16 protein-coding genes are annotated in these 17,454 nt (G+C 53.6%); 4 read left to right on the top strand and 12 right to left on the bottom strand.

The features are described 5' to 3' along the window. Positions 1-32: 32 nt before the first annotated feature. Both ACRQU7_RS05120 and ACRQU7_RS05115 read right to left on the bottom strand, forming a co-directional pair. On the bottom strand, positions 33-1,937 hold the full coding sequence (locus tag ACRQU7_RS05120) for an acyl-CoA dehydrogenase family protein (protein ID WP_444644240.1): 1,905 nt from the start codon (positions 1,935-1,937) through the stop codon (positions 33-35). 182 nt (positions 1,938-2,119) lie between these two features. After that, the gene (locus tag ACRQU7_RS05115; protein WP_444645507.1) at positions 2,120-2,524 is read right to left on the bottom strand and encodes an RrF2 family transcriptional regulator; all 405 of its coding nucleotides are present in this window, start codon (positions 2,522-2,524) and stop codon (positions 2,120-2,122) included. Between the two features lie 269 nt (positions 2,525-2,793). On the opposite strand from ACRQU7_RS05115, the gene ACRQU7_RS05110 reads away from it, so the two are divergent. Beyond that, positions 2,794-3,240, top strand: a complete 447-nt coding sequence (locus ACRQU7_RS05110) for a flavodoxin family protein (protein WP_444644238.1) — start codon at positions 2,794-2,796, stop codon at positions 3,238-3,240. A 90-nt stretch (positions 3,241-3,330) separates the two neighbouring features. Here the strand turns inward: ACRQU7_RS05110 and cysK are convergent, their stop codons facing one another. Next, positions 3,331-4,263, bottom strand: a complete 933-nt coding sequence (cysK, locus tag ACRQU7_RS05105) for a cysteine synthase A (protein WP_444644236.1) — start codon at positions 4,261-4,263, stop codon at positions 3,331-3,333. 464 nt (positions 4,264-4,727) lie between these two features. Between cysK and ACRQU7_RS05100 the strand changes: the two genes are divergently transcribed. Further along, entirely contained in the window at positions 4,728-5,861 is a 1,134-nt protein-coding gene (locus ACRQU7_RS05100) for a trans-sulfuration enzyme family protein (RefSeq protein ID WP_444644234.1), read from the top strand. A gap of 94 nt (positions 5,862-5,955) precedes the next feature. Continuing rightward, on the top strand, positions 5,956-6,402 hold the full coding sequence (locus tag ACRQU7_RS05095) for an RrF2 family transcriptional regulator (protein WP_038322963.1): 447 nt from the start codon (positions 5,956-5,958) through the stop codon (positions 6,400-6,402). A gap of 409 nt (positions 6,403-6,811) precedes the next feature. On the opposite strand, the gene pta is transcribed toward ACRQU7_RS05095, so the two are convergent. Beyond that, positions 6,812-7,801 (bottom strand): phosphate acetyltransferase, encoded by a 990-nt coding sequence (pta, locus tag ACRQU7_RS05090; protein ID WP_038322962.1) that lies wholly within the window; start codon positions 7,799-7,801, stop codon positions 6,812-6,814. A 175-nt stretch (positions 7,802-7,976) separates the two neighbouring features. Here pta and ACRQU7_RS05085 point away from each other — a divergent pair, with 175 nt between their 5' ends. Continuing rightward, positions 7,977-8,318, top strand: a complete 342-nt coding sequence (locus tag ACRQU7_RS05085; RefSeq protein ID WP_444644231.1) for a rhodanese-like domain-containing protein — start codon at positions 7,977-7,979, stop codon at positions 8,316-8,318. A 23-nt stretch (positions 8,319-8,341) separates the two neighbouring features. Here the strand turns inward: ACRQU7_RS05085 and ACRQU7_RS05080 are convergent, their stop codons facing one another. From ACRQU7_RS05080 to ACRQU7_RS05045, 8 genes are all read right to left on the bottom strand, one after another. Then, the gene (locus ACRQU7_RS05080) at positions 8,342-10,915 is read right to left on the bottom strand and encodes a PAS domain S-box protein (RefSeq protein ID WP_444644229.1); all 2,574 of its coding nucleotides are present in this window, start codon (positions 10,913-10,915) and stop codon (positions 8,342-8,344) included. Between the two features lie 128 nt (positions 10,916-11,043). Then, a complete protein-coding gene (locus ACRQU7_RS05075) occupies positions 11,044-12,432 on the bottom strand; it encodes a sensor histidine kinase (RefSeq protein ID WP_444644227.1) in 1,389 nt (462 codons plus the stop codon). A 25-nt stretch (positions 12,433-12,457) separates the two neighbouring features. Beyond that, a complete protein-coding gene (locus tag ACRQU7_RS05070) occupies positions 12,458-13,150 on the bottom strand; it encodes a response regulator (RefSeq protein ID WP_444644225.1) in 693 nt (230 codons plus the stop codon). 98 nt (positions 13,151-13,248) lie between these two features. Continuing rightward, positions 13,249-13,392 (bottom strand): LDCC motif putative metal-binding protein, encoded by a 144-nt coding sequence (locus ACRQU7_RS05065; RefSeq protein WP_444644223.1) that lies wholly within the window; start codon positions 13,390-13,392, stop codon positions 13,249-13,251. A 20-nt stretch (positions 13,393-13,412) separates the two neighbouring features. Continuing rightward, entirely contained in the window at positions 13,413-15,284 is a 1,872-nt protein-coding gene (locus tag ACRQU7_RS05060) for an urease accessory protein UreH domain-containing protein (protein WP_444644221.1), read from the bottom strand. A 144-nt stretch (positions 15,285-15,428) separates the two neighbouring features. Continuing rightward, positions 15,429-15,980, bottom strand: coding sequence for a DUF2318 domain-containing protein (locus ACRQU7_RS05055; protein ID WP_444644219.1), 552 nt, complete (start codon positions 15,978-15,980; stop codon positions 15,429-15,431). An 87-nt stretch (positions 15,981-16,067) separates the two neighbouring features. Continuing rightward, positions 16,068-16,607: a bifunctional phosphopantothenoylcysteine decarboxylase/phosphopantothenate--cysteine ligase CoaBC gene (gene coaBC / locus ACRQU7_RS05050; protein ID WP_038322953.1), complete on the bottom strand. Its 540-nt coding sequence runs from the start codon at positions 16,605-16,607 to the stop codon at positions 16,068-16,070. Then, positions 16,604-17,389, bottom strand: a complete 786-nt coding sequence (locus ACRQU7_RS05045; protein ID WP_052010458.1) for a phosphopantothenoylcysteine decarboxylase domain-containing protein — start codon at positions 17,387-17,389, stop codon at positions 16,604-16,606. The genes coaBC and ACRQU7_RS05045 overlap by 4 nt, the downstream gene beginning before the upstream one ends. Between the last annotated feature and the right edge of the window lie 65 nt (positions 17,390-17,454).

Here is a 17,454-nt window from a genome sequence, read left to right as displayed (position 1 = left end):
CGAAATCATTGTTTTCCGGCTTCCATACCGGGTCAGACCTCAATAAACTGGTCTTTTTCCTCGCCGCACTCCGGGCAGATCCATTCTTCCGGGAGCGCGTCGAACAGGGTGCCGGGACGGATATCGTTTTCCGGATCGCCCACCGCGGGATTGTATTCGTAACCGCAGCCATTGCAGACATAGGTGTGCCAGGAGGGCTTTGCTTTCTTGACAACGGCCCGTTTCATTTTCTTCATGGGAGGCGCTGGCTTCTTGGCTTCCCCGTTATCCAGCGCGGCGGTGAGCAGCGGGAGGATTTCCAGCACGTCGCCCACAATGCCGTAGTCGCAGTTTTTGAAAATGGGTGCGTTGGGATTGTTGTTGATGGCAACAATGGTCGTGGCATCCTTGATGCCTTTCAGATGCTGGCCCGCTCCGGAAATACCGCAGGCTATGTACAGATTTCCGTTGAATTTCTGGCCGGACATTCCCACATAGCGGTTCAGCGGCACATATTTCAGCGTTTCCGCCACCGGACGGGAGGAGCCGAGCGCCGCGCCCGCCTGAACGGCAAGGGCCCTGACCAGCGCCATATTTTCCTTCTCTCCGATGCCCTTTCCGGCGCTGACCACCCGCTCCGCCTGGGTGATGGGAGTATCGATGTCGATGCCGACGGTAAAGTCGTAGCCGTCCGCTTTCAGGGCTTCCACCAGCGTATTTACCCGCTCCCCGGCGGCGCCTTCCTTGAGGATCATCTTCTTGCGCACGCCGGTGACCGGCCCGTGCTGACCGCCGGACGGAACCGCGTCCTTCGGCATCTTTCCAATAATATGGGAGGCGATGACCACTCTCTGAATCTCGTTCGTGCCTTCATAAATGGTGCAGATTTTGGCGTCGCGGTAGGCGCGCTCGACCTCCATGCCCTTGAGGTATCCGTTGCCGCCGAAAATCTGAAGGGCGTCGTTGACGATTTCCAGACAGACATCGGAAGCGTACTGTTTTGCCATGGCGGACTCCATGCCGTAGGGCTCGTGATTTTCCTTCAGCTCGGCGGCGCTGTAGACCAGAAAACGGGCCGCGCGAAGCTTGGTCGCCATATCCGCCAGCTTAAAGGAGATGATCTGCTGCTGACAGATGGGCCTGCCGAACTGGACGCGCTCCTTGGAATACTCCAGCGCGCTTTCATAGGCACCCTGCGCAATCCCCAGCGCCTGCGCGGCGATTCCGATGCGGCCGCCGTCCAGCGTGGACATGGCGATTTTAAATCCGTCTCCCTCTTTTCCGAGAAGATTTCCACAGGGAACCTTCACATCGTTGAAAATCAGTTCCGCGGTGGAGGAGGAACGGATGCCCATTTTGTCGTAGTGGTCGCCGAAGGTAAAGCCTTCCCAGCCCTTTTCCACAATGAACGCGCTGATCCCGTGCGTGCCGATGTCCGGAGTGGTGACGGCAAACACCACATAAGTGTCCGCCTTGTCGGCGTTGGTAATAAAAATCTTGCCGCCGTTTAAGACATAATGGTCACCGTCCAGCACGGCGGTGGTTTCCGTTCCGCTCGCGTCGCTGCCCGCGTTCTGCTCGGTCAGGCCGAAAGCGCCCAGCGTTTCGCCTTTGGCCAGCGGAACCAGGTATTTCTTTTTCTGTTCTTCCGTGCCGTAGGCGAAGATCGGCCAGGACCCGAGCGAGGTGTGCGCGGAAAGGATGACGCCGGTGCCGCCGTCCACCCGGGCCAGTTCCTCCACGGCAACGGCATAGCTGACCATGTCCAGCCCCGCGCCGCCGTACTCCTTGGGATAGGGGATTCCCATCAGCCCCATTTGCCCCATTTTTGTTACAATGTCCGCGGGAAATTCATTCTCCTTGTCCAGCAGGAACGCCAGCGGCTTCACCTCCGCCTCGGCAAACTCCCGGACCTTCGCACGGAGAGCTTCGTGGTCTTCCGTTGTTTTAAAAGACATATTGATTCCTCCCTTTTCGTAACCAATTATATTTCATTTTATGAATTCCATAGGAAATTTATAAAACAGAATCGTAAGGAAATGCGGCAGACCGGGAAAACCGGCCTCCGCTCAGGTAATCATATACTTGATAAATCTTATCCAGTTTCACCGCAAAAAAATACCGGCCAGGCCGAAGTATTTTAATCCGCCTGAAACAGCATCTGATGAAGGCTGACCGCACGCAGCTCCGCGTCCAGAACACCCTGAATCCGGGAAAGCTGCCGATGAACCGTACAGGGAGTACTGCATTTCTGCTGCCACGCGCACTGAAACCCGGGCCGCATACAGGCGCTGATGAGCTTTTCCGCGTCCATTACTTCCGTCAGGTCGTAGAGACTCACCTTTTTCAGATCCGCCGCCAACCGGCAGCCGCCGCCCGCACCGCGGGTGATTTGAACCAGGCCGGCCCGTTCCAGCTTTTTGAGGATTTTATATACAAACTGCTGCGGCAGCAGTTCCCGCCGGCAGATATCCCCGGCCGTAAGCTGTTCCCCGTGGGACACCGCGCGCAGGATGCGCAGCGCGTAGTCCGTTTCCCTTGTAATCAGCAGATAAAACCCCTCCGCTCCATAAAATGGAAGTTTTTATTCATTGACACCAGTGTATCATTCTGGATAAAGTTTGTCAAGTTTATAACCAATATTTTCTGTAATTCTTCAATAAAATTGTGCCTTCCTTCCAAAAGCCGTCCGTATCGGTTTTGTACCGCCCGAAAATAAAATATCGATTTTCATCGCGGGAATATTGCATCTCTCCCTTCATCATACTATCATAGAGACAGCACAGACCGATTTTATTTTAGGAGGAATCTTTTTTGAAAAAATGCCTGATTGTTTACGACTCCTATCATCACGGCAACACGGCAAAGATCGCCTCCGCTATGGCGGAGACTGCCGGTGCAGAGCTCTGCAAAGCGGACGGAATCAAAAATAAAAATCTTTCGGATTATGACATGATCGGATTCGGCGCGGGTATCGCCTACGGAAAACATTACAGCGGGCTGATGGAGGCCGTGGAGGGGCTCAGCCTGAACGGCAAACCGGTCTTCGTGTTTTCTACGAGCGGAATGGGAAGCACCGCAAGCCACAGCGCTCTGAGTGATCTGCTGAAAAAGAAGGGCGCCGCCATCGCCGGGGATTTTGCCTGCAAGGGATTTGACACCTACGGGCCGTTCAAGCTCGTCGGGGGCATTTCCAAAGGGCATCCCAGCGACGCCGACCTGGAAGCCGCCAATCAATTCATTCTGGAAATGGTAAAATAAAACCGCCTGCCGCTTCGGATTGCCGAAGAACGGCAAACGGGCCGGGGCAATCTTACCGATTGCCCCGGCCCGCTGCTCTGTGTGGGGATATTATTCAGAAAAAAGCGGGGTGGATAAATACCTTTCCCCGGTATCCGGCAAAAGCGCCACGATCGTTTTTCCGGCGTTCTCCGGCCGCTTTGCCAGCTCGGCGGCCGCCCACAGCGCCGCCCCGGAGGAGATGCCCGCGAGCAGGCCCTCCGTTTTGGAAAGCTCCCTGCCGGTCCGGAAAGCGTCTTCGTTTTTCACCTTGATAATTTCGTCATACACCGCCGTGTTGAGTACCTTCGGCACAAAGCCCGCGCCGATTCCCTGAATTTTATGCGGTCCGGCCTTGCCCTCGGAAAGGACCGGCGAATCGAACGGCTCCACCGCAATGACCTTGACGCCGGGATTTTTGGATTTCAGATATTCCCCGACGCCTGTGATCGTTCCGCCGGTGCCGATCCCCGCGACAAAGAAATCGACCTTGCCCTCGGTGTCCTCCCAGATTTCCGGACCGGTTGTCTCCCTGTGTATCTGCGGATTGGCGGGATTGACAAACTGGCCGGCAATAAAGGAATTCGGAATCTCTTTGGCAAGCTCATCCGCTTTATCAATTGCGCCCCTCATACCCTTGCTGCCGTCCGTCAGCACAAGCTCCGCCCCGTAAGCCTTCAAAAGGTTCCGGCGCTCCATGCTCATGGTTTCCGGCATGGTGAGAATTACCCGGTATCCTCTGGCGGCCGCGACGGAAGCAAGGCCAATACCGGTATTGCCGCTGGTCGGTTCAATAATGACGGAATCCGCCTTCAAAAGGCCTTTTTCTTCCGCGTCGTCGATCATGGCTTTGGCAATTCTGTCCTTAACGCTCCCCGCGGGATTAAAATACTCCAGCTTTGCAACGACCGCGGCTTTCAGGTCATGCTTCTTTTCAAAGTTCGACAGCTCCAGCAAAGGTGTTTTTCCGATCAAATCGGTCAGACTATGATAAATCTTCGACATTTACAGGAAACCTCCGTTCAAATTTAATGATTTACAGCATTTTCAGCTAATTTTGCAACAGATTACGTTTTTCCCCGCCCTCGGCGGGGGAAAAACGTGCTTTGTCTCACAAACCGAAATGAAATTGCTGTAGATATGCAAATTTTCATATATGTTTAATATATAAAAATATTTTAACCGGAACAAATCCGCTTGTCAAGGCCGGCAAAGAGATTGCAGGCGGATTTCCCGGCGCGGGCTATTGACAGGGCCCTTGTTTTCGATTATTATTTAATACATATAATATTACTATGATTTGGAGAATGTGATGAAAATTTTTTCAAGGGCGCACTGTTCGCCCATTCTCATCACCGGCCCCGGACGAAGGGGAGGAATTGCACGAATGCGCGGGCAGATAGCCGCACCCGGTTATCTGCTTAGGATACGCATTTCTCTCTAATATGATTCAGACAGGAGACGGGAATATGGATTTTACCACACTTTGTATACACGGAAGCTCTGACCGGTACGACTGTACCGGCGCCGTGAGCGTGCCTATTTTTCAGTCGGCCACCTTTGCACACCCCATGGTCGGCCAAAGTACGGGCTACGACTACTCGCGGCTGCAGAATCCCACAAGGGAGCATCTTGAAAAAACGGTCGCTGCGCTGGAGGGCGGCGCGGGCGCCAAGGCTTTTTCCAGCGGAATGGCCGCCATCGCGACCCTCATGGAGCTTTTTTCGCCCGGCGACCACATCATCGCGTCCGACGACCTCTACGGCGGCTCCCACCGTTACTTTCACAAGATATCCATTAAGAACGGCCTTACCTTCGACTTTGTAAACACTTCCGACCCCGCTTTGATCGAGTCCCGCATCAGGCCCGAAACCAAAGCCGTGTTTATCGAAACGCCCACCAACCCGATGATGCAGGTGACTGACATTGAAGCCGTTTCAAAAATCACCAAAAAGCGGAACCTGCTGCTCATTGTGGACAACACGTTTCTGACCCCGTATTTCCAGCAGCCGCTGAAGCTGGGTGCCGATATCGTCGTCCACAGCGGGACAAAGTATCTTTGCGGGCACAACGACACCCTTGCCGGCTTCGTCGTCACCGCCGACCCGCAGCTCTTTGACCGGCTGCAGGTGCTGAGCACGACCACGGGCGCGTGTCTTCCCCCGTTTGACAGCTGGCTTCTAATCCGCGGCATCAAGACGCTCGCCGTACGCATGGAAAAGCAGCAGGAAAACGCGATGCGACTCGCCAAGTGGCTGTGCGCACAGAAAAAGATCAAAGCGGTGCACTATGTCGGTCTGCCAGAAGACCCGGGATATGCCATTTCAAAAAGGCAGTCTTCCGGGTTCGGGGCAATGATCTCCTTTGAGGTGGACTGTGAGCAGACGGCAAAACAGCTTTTGGAGCGCGTCAAGCTGATCCAGTACGCGGAAAGCCTCGGCGGGGTGGAAACGCTGATTACCTATCCGATGCTGCAGACGCACGCCGACGTTCCCAAAGAGGAACGGGAAGCAAAGGGAATCAACGAGTGCCTGCTGCGTCTTTCCGTCGGACTGGAAAGTGCGGAGGACCTGACCGGCGACCTGGAACAGGCATTGCGGTAACCTGAAAAATCCGCGCCCCTCTTGACGAAATCCTTCTTTCAAGATATGATAAATAGGTATTATAAAAAATATGATCTTTATAAAGGAGAAACCCATGAGAATTTCTTCAAAAGGAAGGTACGGACTGGCCGCCATGATTACCATGGCGCAGAATTATACCGCCAACGAATGTATTACGATTGTGAGCATATCGGAAAAGCTGGGGATTTCCAAAATTTATTTGGAGCAGGTGTTTTCCCTTTTAAAAAGGGCCGAACTGGTAATTGCCGTCAAAGGAGCACAGGGCGGGTACAAGCTTGCGATGCCCCCTCAAAAAATAAATGCATACGTAATCCTGCGGTCGCTGGAACAGTCCCTGTTCGAGAAAACGGAAGAGTCGGTGGAAAAGAAAGCCCCCGCAATGGAACAGGCCATGCAGCACTCCGTTTTTTCCGTCATCGACAACGCAATTGAAGCGGAGCTGAAAAGGATATCTCTTTATGATATTGCGGATGATGTGGAAAAGAGGACGCAGGAAGGCGGATTCATGTTCTATATCTAAAAGCAAGCCGGACCCGGAGGGATGTTTACAAACATCCCTCCGGGTCTTTTCTGAAAAAGAAGGAAATAGCCCTCACCTCTGAAAAAATGAAAAGATTTCTCGAAATTTTCAAATCAACTTCACCATAAATACACATAATATGCCTATACTATAAACATCGCAAATACATTTGTATCCCCGGTCTTTGTTTGTAACGCGATGTCGGCGCAAGGGCCGGAAAATTAATTACAAGCACCTCAGGTGAGGGTTTCAATATCTTTTTCATATTTCTCTTCTTTCTTAGAATACCGCCCGTAAAACGGCGGTATTTTTCTGTATATAAAAAGCCGCGCGTAAAACGCACGGCTTTGTCTCGGAATTTCGGTCTGTAAACCCGCTTCTAAAGAAGCAGGCTTTATAAAAATGCAGGTCAGGACTGAGCCTGTACCGCCGTCATGGCGACGACGCCGACGATATCCTGTGCCGAACAGCCTCTGGACAGGTCGTTGACCGGCTTTGCGATTCCCTGCAGTACCGGGCCGAACGCTTTCGCTTTCCCCAGTCTTTGTACCAGCTTATACGAAATATTGCCGCAGTTCAGGTCCGGGAAAACCAGAACGTTTGCCTGACCGGCTACGTTGCTTCCCTTTGCCTTGGACTGGCCGATGCTCGGCACCAGCGCCGCGTCCGCCTGCAGTTCCCCGTCGAGCGTAAGCTCCGGTGCTTTTTCCTTCGCCAGCTTCGTCGCTTCCGCCACTTTGTCTACCAGCTCGTCTTTGCCGCTTCCGTAAGAGGAAAAGGACAGCATGGCGACCTTCGGCTCCGCTCCGACCATATTTTTGAATGACTTTGCCGATGCGATCGCGATTTCGGAAAGCTCGTCCGCGTTGGGGTTAATATTCAGCGCGCAGTCTGCGAAAACGAAGTTGCCCTCGTAGCCGTATTCGCAGTCGGGAACGGAAAGAACGAAAAAGCTGGAAACGAGCTTTACGCCCGGAGCGGTCTTAATGATCTGCAGAGCCGGACGGATCGTATCCGCCGTGGAGTGCGCCGCGCCGGAAACCATTCCGTCCGCATCGCCTTTTTTCACCATCATCACGGCCCAGAAAACGTTGTCCGCCATGATTTGCTCCGCCTTTTCCGGCGTGATGCCCTTTGCTTTTCTCAGCTCGTAAAATGTATGAATATAGTCCTCGCGGCTGGATGAAGTCAGAGGATTTACAAACTTTGCTTTTGAAAGATCCAGCCCCCCGGCCTGTTCTTTGATCTTCGCTTCGTCGCCCACAAGAATCAAATTGGCGATTCCCTTTTCCAAAACCTCCGCAGCAGCCTGCAGGGTTCTCATATCGCCGCTCTCCGGCAGGACAATGGTTTTTTTCGTCTGTTTTGCTCTCTCAATGATACTCTCAATAAATTCCATGCTTATCACCTTTCTGCTGTTTTAATGATATCAACGTTTTCACTATAACACTCACGTTTCAAGATTACAATCCCTTAACGCGCTGTTTTCATAAAACGCGTCGGCATTCTGTTACCAAGTCACAGAGAAAACAAAAGAATCCGGTTATATTAATAGAAAAGAAAGGTGATGAAAGATGTTCAAGACATTACTCAGAACAAAAACATATGAGACCGTTTCCCCGAAAGAGGCTAAAAAAAGGCTGGAGGAAAATCCCGATCTTCTTCTGCTTGACGTCAGGACCCCGGAGGAATACAGGGAAATCCATATTCCGGGAAGCAAGCTGATCCCTCTTAACGAGCTTGAGCAGGGAATCAAGAGGGCTGTTCCGGATAAAAACCGGGAGATTCTGGTTTACTGCCTGAGTGGCGCGCGGGCCGCAGCCGCCTGCAGCCGGCTGTCCGCAATGGGATATACCCGCGTCGGCAACATGGGAGGAATCCGTTCCTGGCCGTATCAGAAGATAAACGGCCGGTAAAAAAGCAAAAGGCGTTTCCCCCATTACTGGGGCGGAAACGCCTTCACTGTTTTTATAAAAAGCTCCACGATGTACGGGTCGAACTGCGTGCCGGAATTCTGTTCCAGCTCCGTGAGAGCCTCTTCCCGCCTCATTGCCTTACGGTATACCCTGTCGTTCGTCATGGCGTCATACGCATCCGCCACGGCGAGGATACGGCACTGGACGGGAATGTTTTGACCGCTGAGCCCTCTCGGGTAACCCTTTCCGTCCCACCGCTCATGATGGGAAAGAATGTATTCGGCCACCACCAGCAGCTCCGGCGTGTTCTGCGCAATGCGGTACCCGATTTCGGGATGGCGCCTCATTTCCTCCCACTCTTCTGGCGTAAGCGGGCCGGGCTTCTGCAGGATGCTTTGGTGGACGCCCACTTTGCCGATGTCGTGCAGGATTGCGAGAAGCGACAGCTCGCTCATTTCCTCTTCGGAAAATTTCAGCAGGGAGCCGATGGCGCGGCAGGTATCCCCCAGTCTTTCCGCGTGCTCCTCCGTTTCCATGCTTTTTTCATACAGAGTGGCCAGCAGTGTGTTGATGATGCTGTTCCGGTAGCTTTTGCCCTCCAGAAGCTTCTGGTGGTACATGCTTTCCTCCGCTTCCTGAAGAACGCGCCTCAGATTCTCCTCCGGCTCCGTTTTCACCGCACAGCCAAGGGAAACGCTCAGGTGCAGATCGCCTTCGCTTGCCGGAATAAAATCGTTTTTCATTTCCTGAATGGTCCTCTGCGCCGCTTCCATCGTGGTATGCGGCTGTAAAATCAGGAATTCGTCCCCGCCCCACCGGGCTATGATATCCTCTGCCCCGCAGTGATTCTGCAGAATTTTCGCGGCCTTCTGCAAAAGCCGGTCCCCCGCCTCGTGGCTGAAAACGTCGTTGGTGATTTTCAGACCGTTCACATCCCCCATGATGACCGCCAATGGGAGCTGGCCGGGGTCGTCCAGCCGGTACATTTCCTTTTCCAGGAACCGGCGGTTATAAAGGCCCGTCAGCAGGTCGTGGTAGCTCAGGAAAAGAATCTGTTTCTGCTGTTCCTTGTCCTTGCTCACGTCGCGGAAGACCATAACGACCCCGAAGATCTGCCCTTTGTCGTTTTTGATGGGCGCGGCGCTGTCGGCAATGGGGATGGGAACCCCCTGCTTATTGATCAGCACGGTATGGTTTGCAAGGCCGATGACCTTCCCTGTCTGCAAAACCCGAGAAACGGGGTTCTCCACTTCTTTTCCCGTTTCCTCGCTTCTCAGCCTGAAGATTTCTGCAAACGGGCGGTTTTTCACTTCCGTGTTCTTCCAGCCCAGAATGTCTTCGGCCGCTTTATTGATGGAAGTGATTCTGCCGTCGATATCCGTTGTGACCGTCCCGTCCCCGATGGATTCAAGGGTCGTGCTCAACAGCTCTTTTTCGAGGGACAGCTCTTTTCTGTATTTTTCCCTGTCGGTGACATCAAAAATAATGGAAAAAAGCTGCGTTTTCCCGCTGTATTGAATCGGCGAGGAATAAACGTCCACCAGTCGGATTTCTCCGTCTTTCAGCCGGTGCGGAAACAGGAAATACCCCGTACGGCGGTCCAGCGCCGAAAAGCGGCGGCGCTCCACGTCTTCCTGTGGCAGCATATTGATCTCCTGTATGGACATCCGCAGAAGCTCCTCGCGGGAGTAACCGTAAAAGGCGCAGGCGGACGGATTGACGTCCAGAATTTTACCCTCTTTCGGTTCAATAATCATCATAACCGCCGTATGTTCGTTGAACATGGATGCGAAACGCAGCAAAAGCTCGTTTCTGTCCTTCTCCACGGTTTTCAATTCCGTAATGTCTTTTCTGGAACCGATCAGGTATTTGGGGCTGCCGTTTTCGTACACCGGCGTCAGGCTGGTCAGAAAATATTTTTCGCCCTGGCTCAGGTCCAGTTTTTCTTCATAAGTGGCGTCTTTTCCCGACAGCATACTGTCGAGGTAGCGTTTCTGAATTCCCGGGCCGACCTCCGGTCCCCACACCTCGGCGGGCGTCTTTCCGTGTATATCCTGCGGACGGAATCCGGAGAGCTCCTGATGGGCGGTGTTCAGCCTGACATAATTTAACGTCTTTTCCCGGTATTCGGCAAGGAACATGGCGTCGTGCGTGCTGTTGAAAAAAACATCCAGGTCGCGGTACGCGTCCTCGATCTGTTTTTTCTGCCGACTGAGCTGTTCCGTATTCTGCATCTCCGCAGTAACGTCCTCAACGAGGGCGACAAAGCACCCCGGCTGCAGCAGGAAGGCCGTGGTTTTCATCCATTTTTTCAGGGCACCGATATACTGTGTGGTTTCCCGGGTCTCCCCCGTAAAAACAACATCCCCATAAAACGCAGCCCAGTTAAAGCTGTCCGCCTTTACACCAGCAGCCACTTCCGCCGCCTTTTTCCCGACGACAGACTCCTTTTTCAGTCCCGTCATCTTTTCAAAAGCGCCGTTTACATCAAGAAACAGCCAATCCTCCGCCTCGCCCCGGCTGTTTAAAACCAGCCGGCAATAGGCATAGCCAAGCGGAAGCTGCCCGAGTAAATCCTGCACAAACCGATCCGTCATCTTCAACTGTCCTTTCGCGTAGCGTTTGGCACAAAGGGATGCGAATAAGGATGAAAATGCTATTGGAAAAATTATACCATTTAATGATTCTATTGAAAAGATGAGTCGAAAAATAAATACATATAGTATTATATGGCCTGCGTCTGTTCCCCGGACTGCGGCAGGATGACTGTAAAGGTTGTTCCCCTGTCAACCTCGCTCACCACCTCAATGGTTCCCCGGTGGGCTTCCACAATGGCCTTCGTGATCGTAAGCCCAAGGCCCAGGCCGCCGGTCAGCCTGTTGCGCGACCGGTCCGCCCTGTAAAACCGTTCAAAGATGTACGGAAGGTCCTCCGGCGGAATCCCCTTCCCGCTGTCGCTGACGATCAGCTCGGCACCGTGTTCCGCCGCACTCACGCGCACCTGTACCTGTCCGCCTTCCGGGGTATATTTGAGCGCGTTGGAAACAAGGTTGGTGACGACCTGGCTGATTTTATCCCGGTCGGCGCGAAGGATTTCCGGTTCCCCCTCAAAGGAGAGCGCGACGCCTTTTTTGTGGAACTCCGATTCAAAATTATGCAGAATGTGCCGGATCAGATCGGATACGTCGAATTCGGAAAGCGAAAGGGATGCGTTTTCCGCCTCATACCGTTCCAGCTTTTCCAGATCGCCGACCAGACGGTTCAGCCGGATAATTTCTTCATGGCAGCTTTCCAGCCGGGCCTCATCCGGTTCCCAGATTCCGTCGAGCATTGCCTCCATGGAGCTTTGCAGGTTCGCAAGAGGCGTCCTCAGCTCATGCGCGACGTCGGCGGTCATCCGCTTTCTTAAATCCTGCTGCTTCTCCAGAGAATCTGCCAGATAGTTGATGGTATCCGTCAGGCGAGCCATTTCCCTTGTTCCAGAGCTTTCCGTGATTCTCTGCCGGAAATTCCCCTTTGCGATCTGCCCCGCGGCACGGATAGATTTGGAAATCGGCCCGCTCACCCGCTTTGCCATAAAGGTTCCCAAAATCAGCGCCATGACGAGCGACAAAATACCCACCGCAACCAGGATGGTGTTGACGCTGTTCAGGAAGGCGATGTCGTTATCCGTAAAATAATAAGGGCCGTAATACCCCAGTTCGACGTGCCCGACTTCCTTTGCGCCGGCTTTGACCGAATACGTCTTCTGCTCATACCCGCCCTTGAAGCCGGGATAGCGGCTGTTCATATTTTCGGACATATGGGTCAGCATCTGTACACAGAGGCCGTTGTTGTGGACCGTGGCGTCCCACACCGTTTTCCCTTCCGCATTTTTCAGCCTGACAATGACTCCCTGTTCCAGGGCATTCACGCCGATGTTTTCAATGACGTTCGTATTCCAGCCGCCGTTCAGCCCGTTATACTGCTTTTCGATCATGCTGACGATTTCGCTGTTCCTCTGCTCCCGCTGGTTGATGACATAGTCCTGAAAACGGTTCTGCAGCAAAACGTTGATGCAGAAGCTGATGAGGGCGACCATCAGAAGCGACATCACCGCATAGGAAAACGACAATTTTGATTTTAAACTGTATTTCAGCTCAATCGCCTCCGAACTTGTATCCGACTCCGTGAACCGTCAGAATATACTCCGGATTTCTGGTGTCCGTTTCGATCTTCTGGCGGATATTTTTAATATGGGTATCGATGACCCTGTCAAATCCGTTAAAATCGTCTCCGCTGACAATGGCAATCAGCTCTTCGCGGGTAAACACCTTGTTCGGATGTCTTGCCAGCGCGCCGACGATTTTGAATTCATTGGGGGTCAGACCGGCCGGGCGGCCGCTCAGCATGACGTCGTAACCGTCCATATCCACGATCAGTTCTCCCCGGCGAAAAGAAAGGACCGGGGACGAGTCGCCTTCCGTCCTGCGCAGAACCGCCTCCACCCGCGCCACAAGCTGGCGGGGGCTGAACGGCTTGGTCACGTAATCGTCCGCGCCGATCTGCAGCCCGTGCAGGATGTCCTCCTCCTCCACTTTGGCAGTCAGCATGATGATGGGGACGTCGGACTTCTGCCGCAGCATCCGGCAGATTTCCTCCCCCGTAGTATCCGGGAGCATCCAGTCCAGGATCACAAGGGACGGCTTCTCCCTTTCAAAGCTTTCATAAGCTTCTTTTCCGCTGAAAACGCCGCGCACGGCGTATCCGCTTTTTTCAAGATAGGACGTCACGACCTCCACAATCTTCGGCTCGTCGTCCACAACCAAAATCCGCTTTCTGTTCCGGTTCAATCCGTTTCCGCCTCCAATGACAAAAGCCCCTTTCTCAAAAGGAGCCTGCCGTTTTGATTATTATACCATATTTTCCTGCCGATTCTGAAAGCGGCGTATTATTTTCGTGGCCGGTCGTTGGTCTGACGGTTCATTTTACAGCAGTCGGGCACCCCGCCGCCGAACTGCTTCTGGTTTTCCTTTGCCATGCGGTCCAAAGAGCGTTTGACGGAAGCTTTCATTCGTCTAAAAATTTTCAGCATTCAAATTTCCTCTTTCACAATTATCCGCAGCAGCCGGAGCCGCCGCCCGCGGGAACATAGTTCTGCACCTCGGCTTTGATCGCGTTCAGGTCCGCCTTGCCGAGGTCGTCGACCACCTTTACGTAGCCATGGAGCATTCCCATCCCGCACTGGAAAGTAAAATCCTCCTCGGGCGTAATCGGCGGCGTTTCCTTATCCGTGCTCAGATTCAGCTGACCGCCGTATTCCGGAAAAACCATGATGCTGTTACAGGAATTCAGGCTGCCGGTATCGAATTTGATCTTCGCCGGAATCCCCTTCTGAAGAACGACCACCGCGGGCGTGTAGCCCTGATCGTCCACCTTAACCGTTACTTCCTGCTCCTTGCCGCTGATTTTCGCAACGCCGATGCTGTCCGTGGGGACCCCGCCGTCCGCGAATCTAGCCGGGGTGTTGCCGCAGCACCCGCCCGCCGCAGCCGCGCCGCCCGCGGAAAGGTCGGACTCCTGCGAAACCTCCTGCCCGGTAATATTACCGAGATCGTCGACGACCGTAATATTGCTCCGGATCATCCCCATCCAGCAGGTATAGGTGATTTTCCCGGTTTCCTGCGGGGTAAAATCGATCTCGTTATCGCCCGGCTCCAGCGTTCTGGTAATATTGTACTGCGGAATCGTGATGGTCCGGTTGCAGCCGTTCAGCGAGTCCGCTTCGGCCTTGATCGTCCATTTTACCGGGACGCCCTTTTGTACGACAAGCGGGCTGTAGCTGCCGGGCTGCAGCGTTGTCGATACGGTCTGCACATTGTTTTCGATTCGGGCAATATTGTCGCCCCCGGCCGCCGCCGCGGAAACGCCGGGAAAACCGATTCCCGACAGGGCAAAGCCCCGGTTGAGCATCACGACGCCCAGAAGCATCACCAGAACGGCGCTGGCCTTCATCATTTTATGGGTGAATTTACTGCTCAGGAAAGAGCTGAGCGCGCCGAAGCTGAACATCAGCGGCACGGTGCCGAGGCTGAAAACGAACATGGAGGCCGCTCCGGCCAGAACGCTCCCCGTACCCAGCGCGTAAATCTGCATCGCCTGCAAAGGGCCGCAGGGCATCAGCCCGTTCAGAAGCCCCACATAGAACGGCCCGTGCTTCCCCTGATTGCGGTAAATTTTGCTGCCGAAAAACTTGGGCATCCGAGGGACAAATTTACGCAGCCACGGAAACAGGTCGAGCATATTCAGGCCCATAATCACCATAAAAATTCCGGAAAGAATCGCGACGATCCCCTTTGCCGTCCCCGAAAAGCTGACGACGGAGCCCAAACCGCCGACGATGCCGCCCACAATCGTGTAGGAAAGGACCCGGCCCGCGTTGTACATCAGGCTTGGCTTCAGCTTTGACCATTTGCCCGTATCGTTTTCCCCGTACCGGTAGGACACGCACTGCGAAAGATTGATTCCGCCGCACATCGCCACACAGTGCAGGGAGGTAATCAGTCCGACCACAAACAGAATTCCGTATCCCATATTCTGGGAGACCTCGGGAATAAAATTCAGGCCGACCGTATTTTGAACAATCAGATAGCCCGCGAAAAGAATCAGGCCGACACCGATGAGCTGACTGACGAATTTTTTGTCCGCCGTCCCGCCCGCCTGTTCCTTCGCGACGCTTTCTTTTTTTGCGCTCCGAAGGTTTTTATCGTCTGTTACATGATAATCCAGCTCTTCAATCGCGGCAATAATTTTCTCAAGGCGAATGATTTCCGGGTCGTAAACGACGGTCGCCGTCCCGCTGCCGTAGCTTGCGGACACCTTTTCCACCCCGGAAAGCCCGCTGAGTGTGCTTTCAATTTTCAGGGCACAGTTCGCGCAGGTCATGCCCTCTATTTTCAGTGTTTTCTGTGCCAGCTTGCGTTCCATACCATTTCTCCCGTCCGAAGATGATTGTAGCTGCATCCTACCAGCCCGCTGTGAAGATTTTATGAAGATCGAAGAAGAAATTCTCCGCAGGGTTCCAGCCCTGACCCAAAAAGCAGTACCGCCGGCCGGCGGTACTGCTTTTTATCATCTTTTCCAGTTTTCAAACAAGGTTTTGCTTTGCTGCAGGAAATCTTTTGAAATGGTGATCGTCGTTCCGTCGTCCGTTTTACTGTCCTCCAGAATCGGCACGGGGTTGCAGCCGTTTTTCTGCTTTTCCACCTGGCTGATCTGGAACCGGTTCCCGCAGTTCTGGCAGACCAGTTCGTCGCCCTCCTGCACATAGTACCCCCTGCCGGAGTCATAGCAGACCTGACAGGTGTTCAGCGCCGTCCTGATCGTGCCGTCCGGCGCTTTTACGGCGATCAGTTCCATATTGGTACCCCCGGCGTTATAGGGAATAAACTTCGCCGTCTCGGTAATCTCGCTTTTGGCAATGGAAACGTCCGCGCCCGTCTCTGCAACGCTGGTCAGCGACGCGCCGGACGGAGCAGCCGTTTTGGGGGCGGTCAGCCCTTTCACAAGAAAGAAAGCCGCGGCCAGAAGGACCAGAAAACCCGCGCTCAAATAAATCGTGCGATTGCTCTTTTTCTTCGCGTCCGCCTTTCGGCCGGAGTTTGGTTTTTGGGATTTTGCCATTTCATGCACTCCTCTGATCTGTTTTGGCATCATCTTACCAACAGATTGTGGAGAATTTATGAAGATGGAAGCGAATGCAGAAGCAAATTACCGCCCTACGGCGGCATTCACCGCACTGCAGATATCGTCCAGCTCGGCGAGCGCGCCTTTTCCCAGAGTTCCGCACGCAAGCAGGCTTTCCTTCGGTTCTATAAATTGGTAGCCATATTTTTTTAATTTAGAAATATTTTCCTGCACAATCGGATTTTCCCACATATTCGTATTCATCGCCGGAGCGATCAGCACCGGTTTGTTCCTGATGGCCAGAATCGTGGTGGATAGCATGTCGTCCCCAATGCCGGAGGCGATCTTCCCGATGATGTTGGCGGTGGCGGGAGCGATCAGCACGACGTCCGCTTTCGTGGCGAGGGAAATATGCTTGATCTCATGCGGAAAATCGTCCTGAAACACATCCGTGTACACGCGGTTCTGCGTCAGGCTGCGGAACGTGAGCGGCGTTACAAATTTGGTCGCGCCGTTTGTCAGGATCACCTCTACCTGATATCCCTGTTTATAAAAGCGGTGGGCTAGATCGGCGGCCTTATACGCCGCGATGCTTCCGGTCACTCCCAGTATCATATTTTTCATTCTTGATCCTCCATCAGTTTTTTCAGCACGCTGTCCGCGACGCCCTTCGCAATCTGTTCCTTTCCGGAAAACGCCGTATAGCTTCCGCTCCCGTCCACTAAGAATCCCTCGTGGTTTCCCTGTACGACGGAATCCATATCGTTGGCAAGGACGTAAGTACAGCGGTTCTTTTTCAGCTGGCCGTACGCCGTATCGATCAGCACTTTCCGGCTGACCCCGCTGAGCAGCTTGAAACCGACCAAAAGGGTCTTCGGGCTGGCGTCTTTGATCAGGCCGATAATCTTCGGTGTTTTTTCCAGCACCAGCACCGGATGCTCCAGATCGGAGCTGATTTTGTTCTGCGTGCCCAGCGGCCGGGCAAAAACCGCCTGCGCGACCGCCTGTTCCCACTCCGCTTCGGAAAGCGGAAGCGGAGCGACGCGGAATTTTTCCGCCAGCGCCTGCGCAATGTGCTCCGGCGTCGTCACGCTGCTTACCTTATAATCGCTCACCGCCATGGAATGGATGACCGCGTCGATCTCCTGCTCTTTCAGCAGGCCGATCAGCGTATCCTGCAGCTGGTCGGTCCCTTCGATATGCAGGACGCGTATATTCCCACGCTCTGTCTTCGGAAGGCACGAGCCCGTTCCGCAGAGAAAATAGACGGTGTGTTCTTTCCCCGGAAGCCTTTCGGCCAGTTCTTCCGCAATCAGGCTGCCGAGTTTCCCGGTGGCCTCGTTCGCAATGGTTCGGACCGCGTCGATTCTTTCCCGTGTGCCGCCCGCGGTAACAATGAAATTCAAGCGCTCACATCCTTGCTTATCCATATAAATTTACTATGATTTTAATGTATATGATTTCGCGAAAT

Source organism: Caproiciproducens puteiluti, from assembly GCF_052442865.1.
Lineage (GTDB): Bacteria > Bacillota > Clostridia > Oscillospirales > Acutalibacteraceae > Caproiciproducens.
The sequence above is the reverse complement of the archived record's forward strand: the minus strand, read 5'-3'. Positions and strand labels throughout refer to the sequence as shown.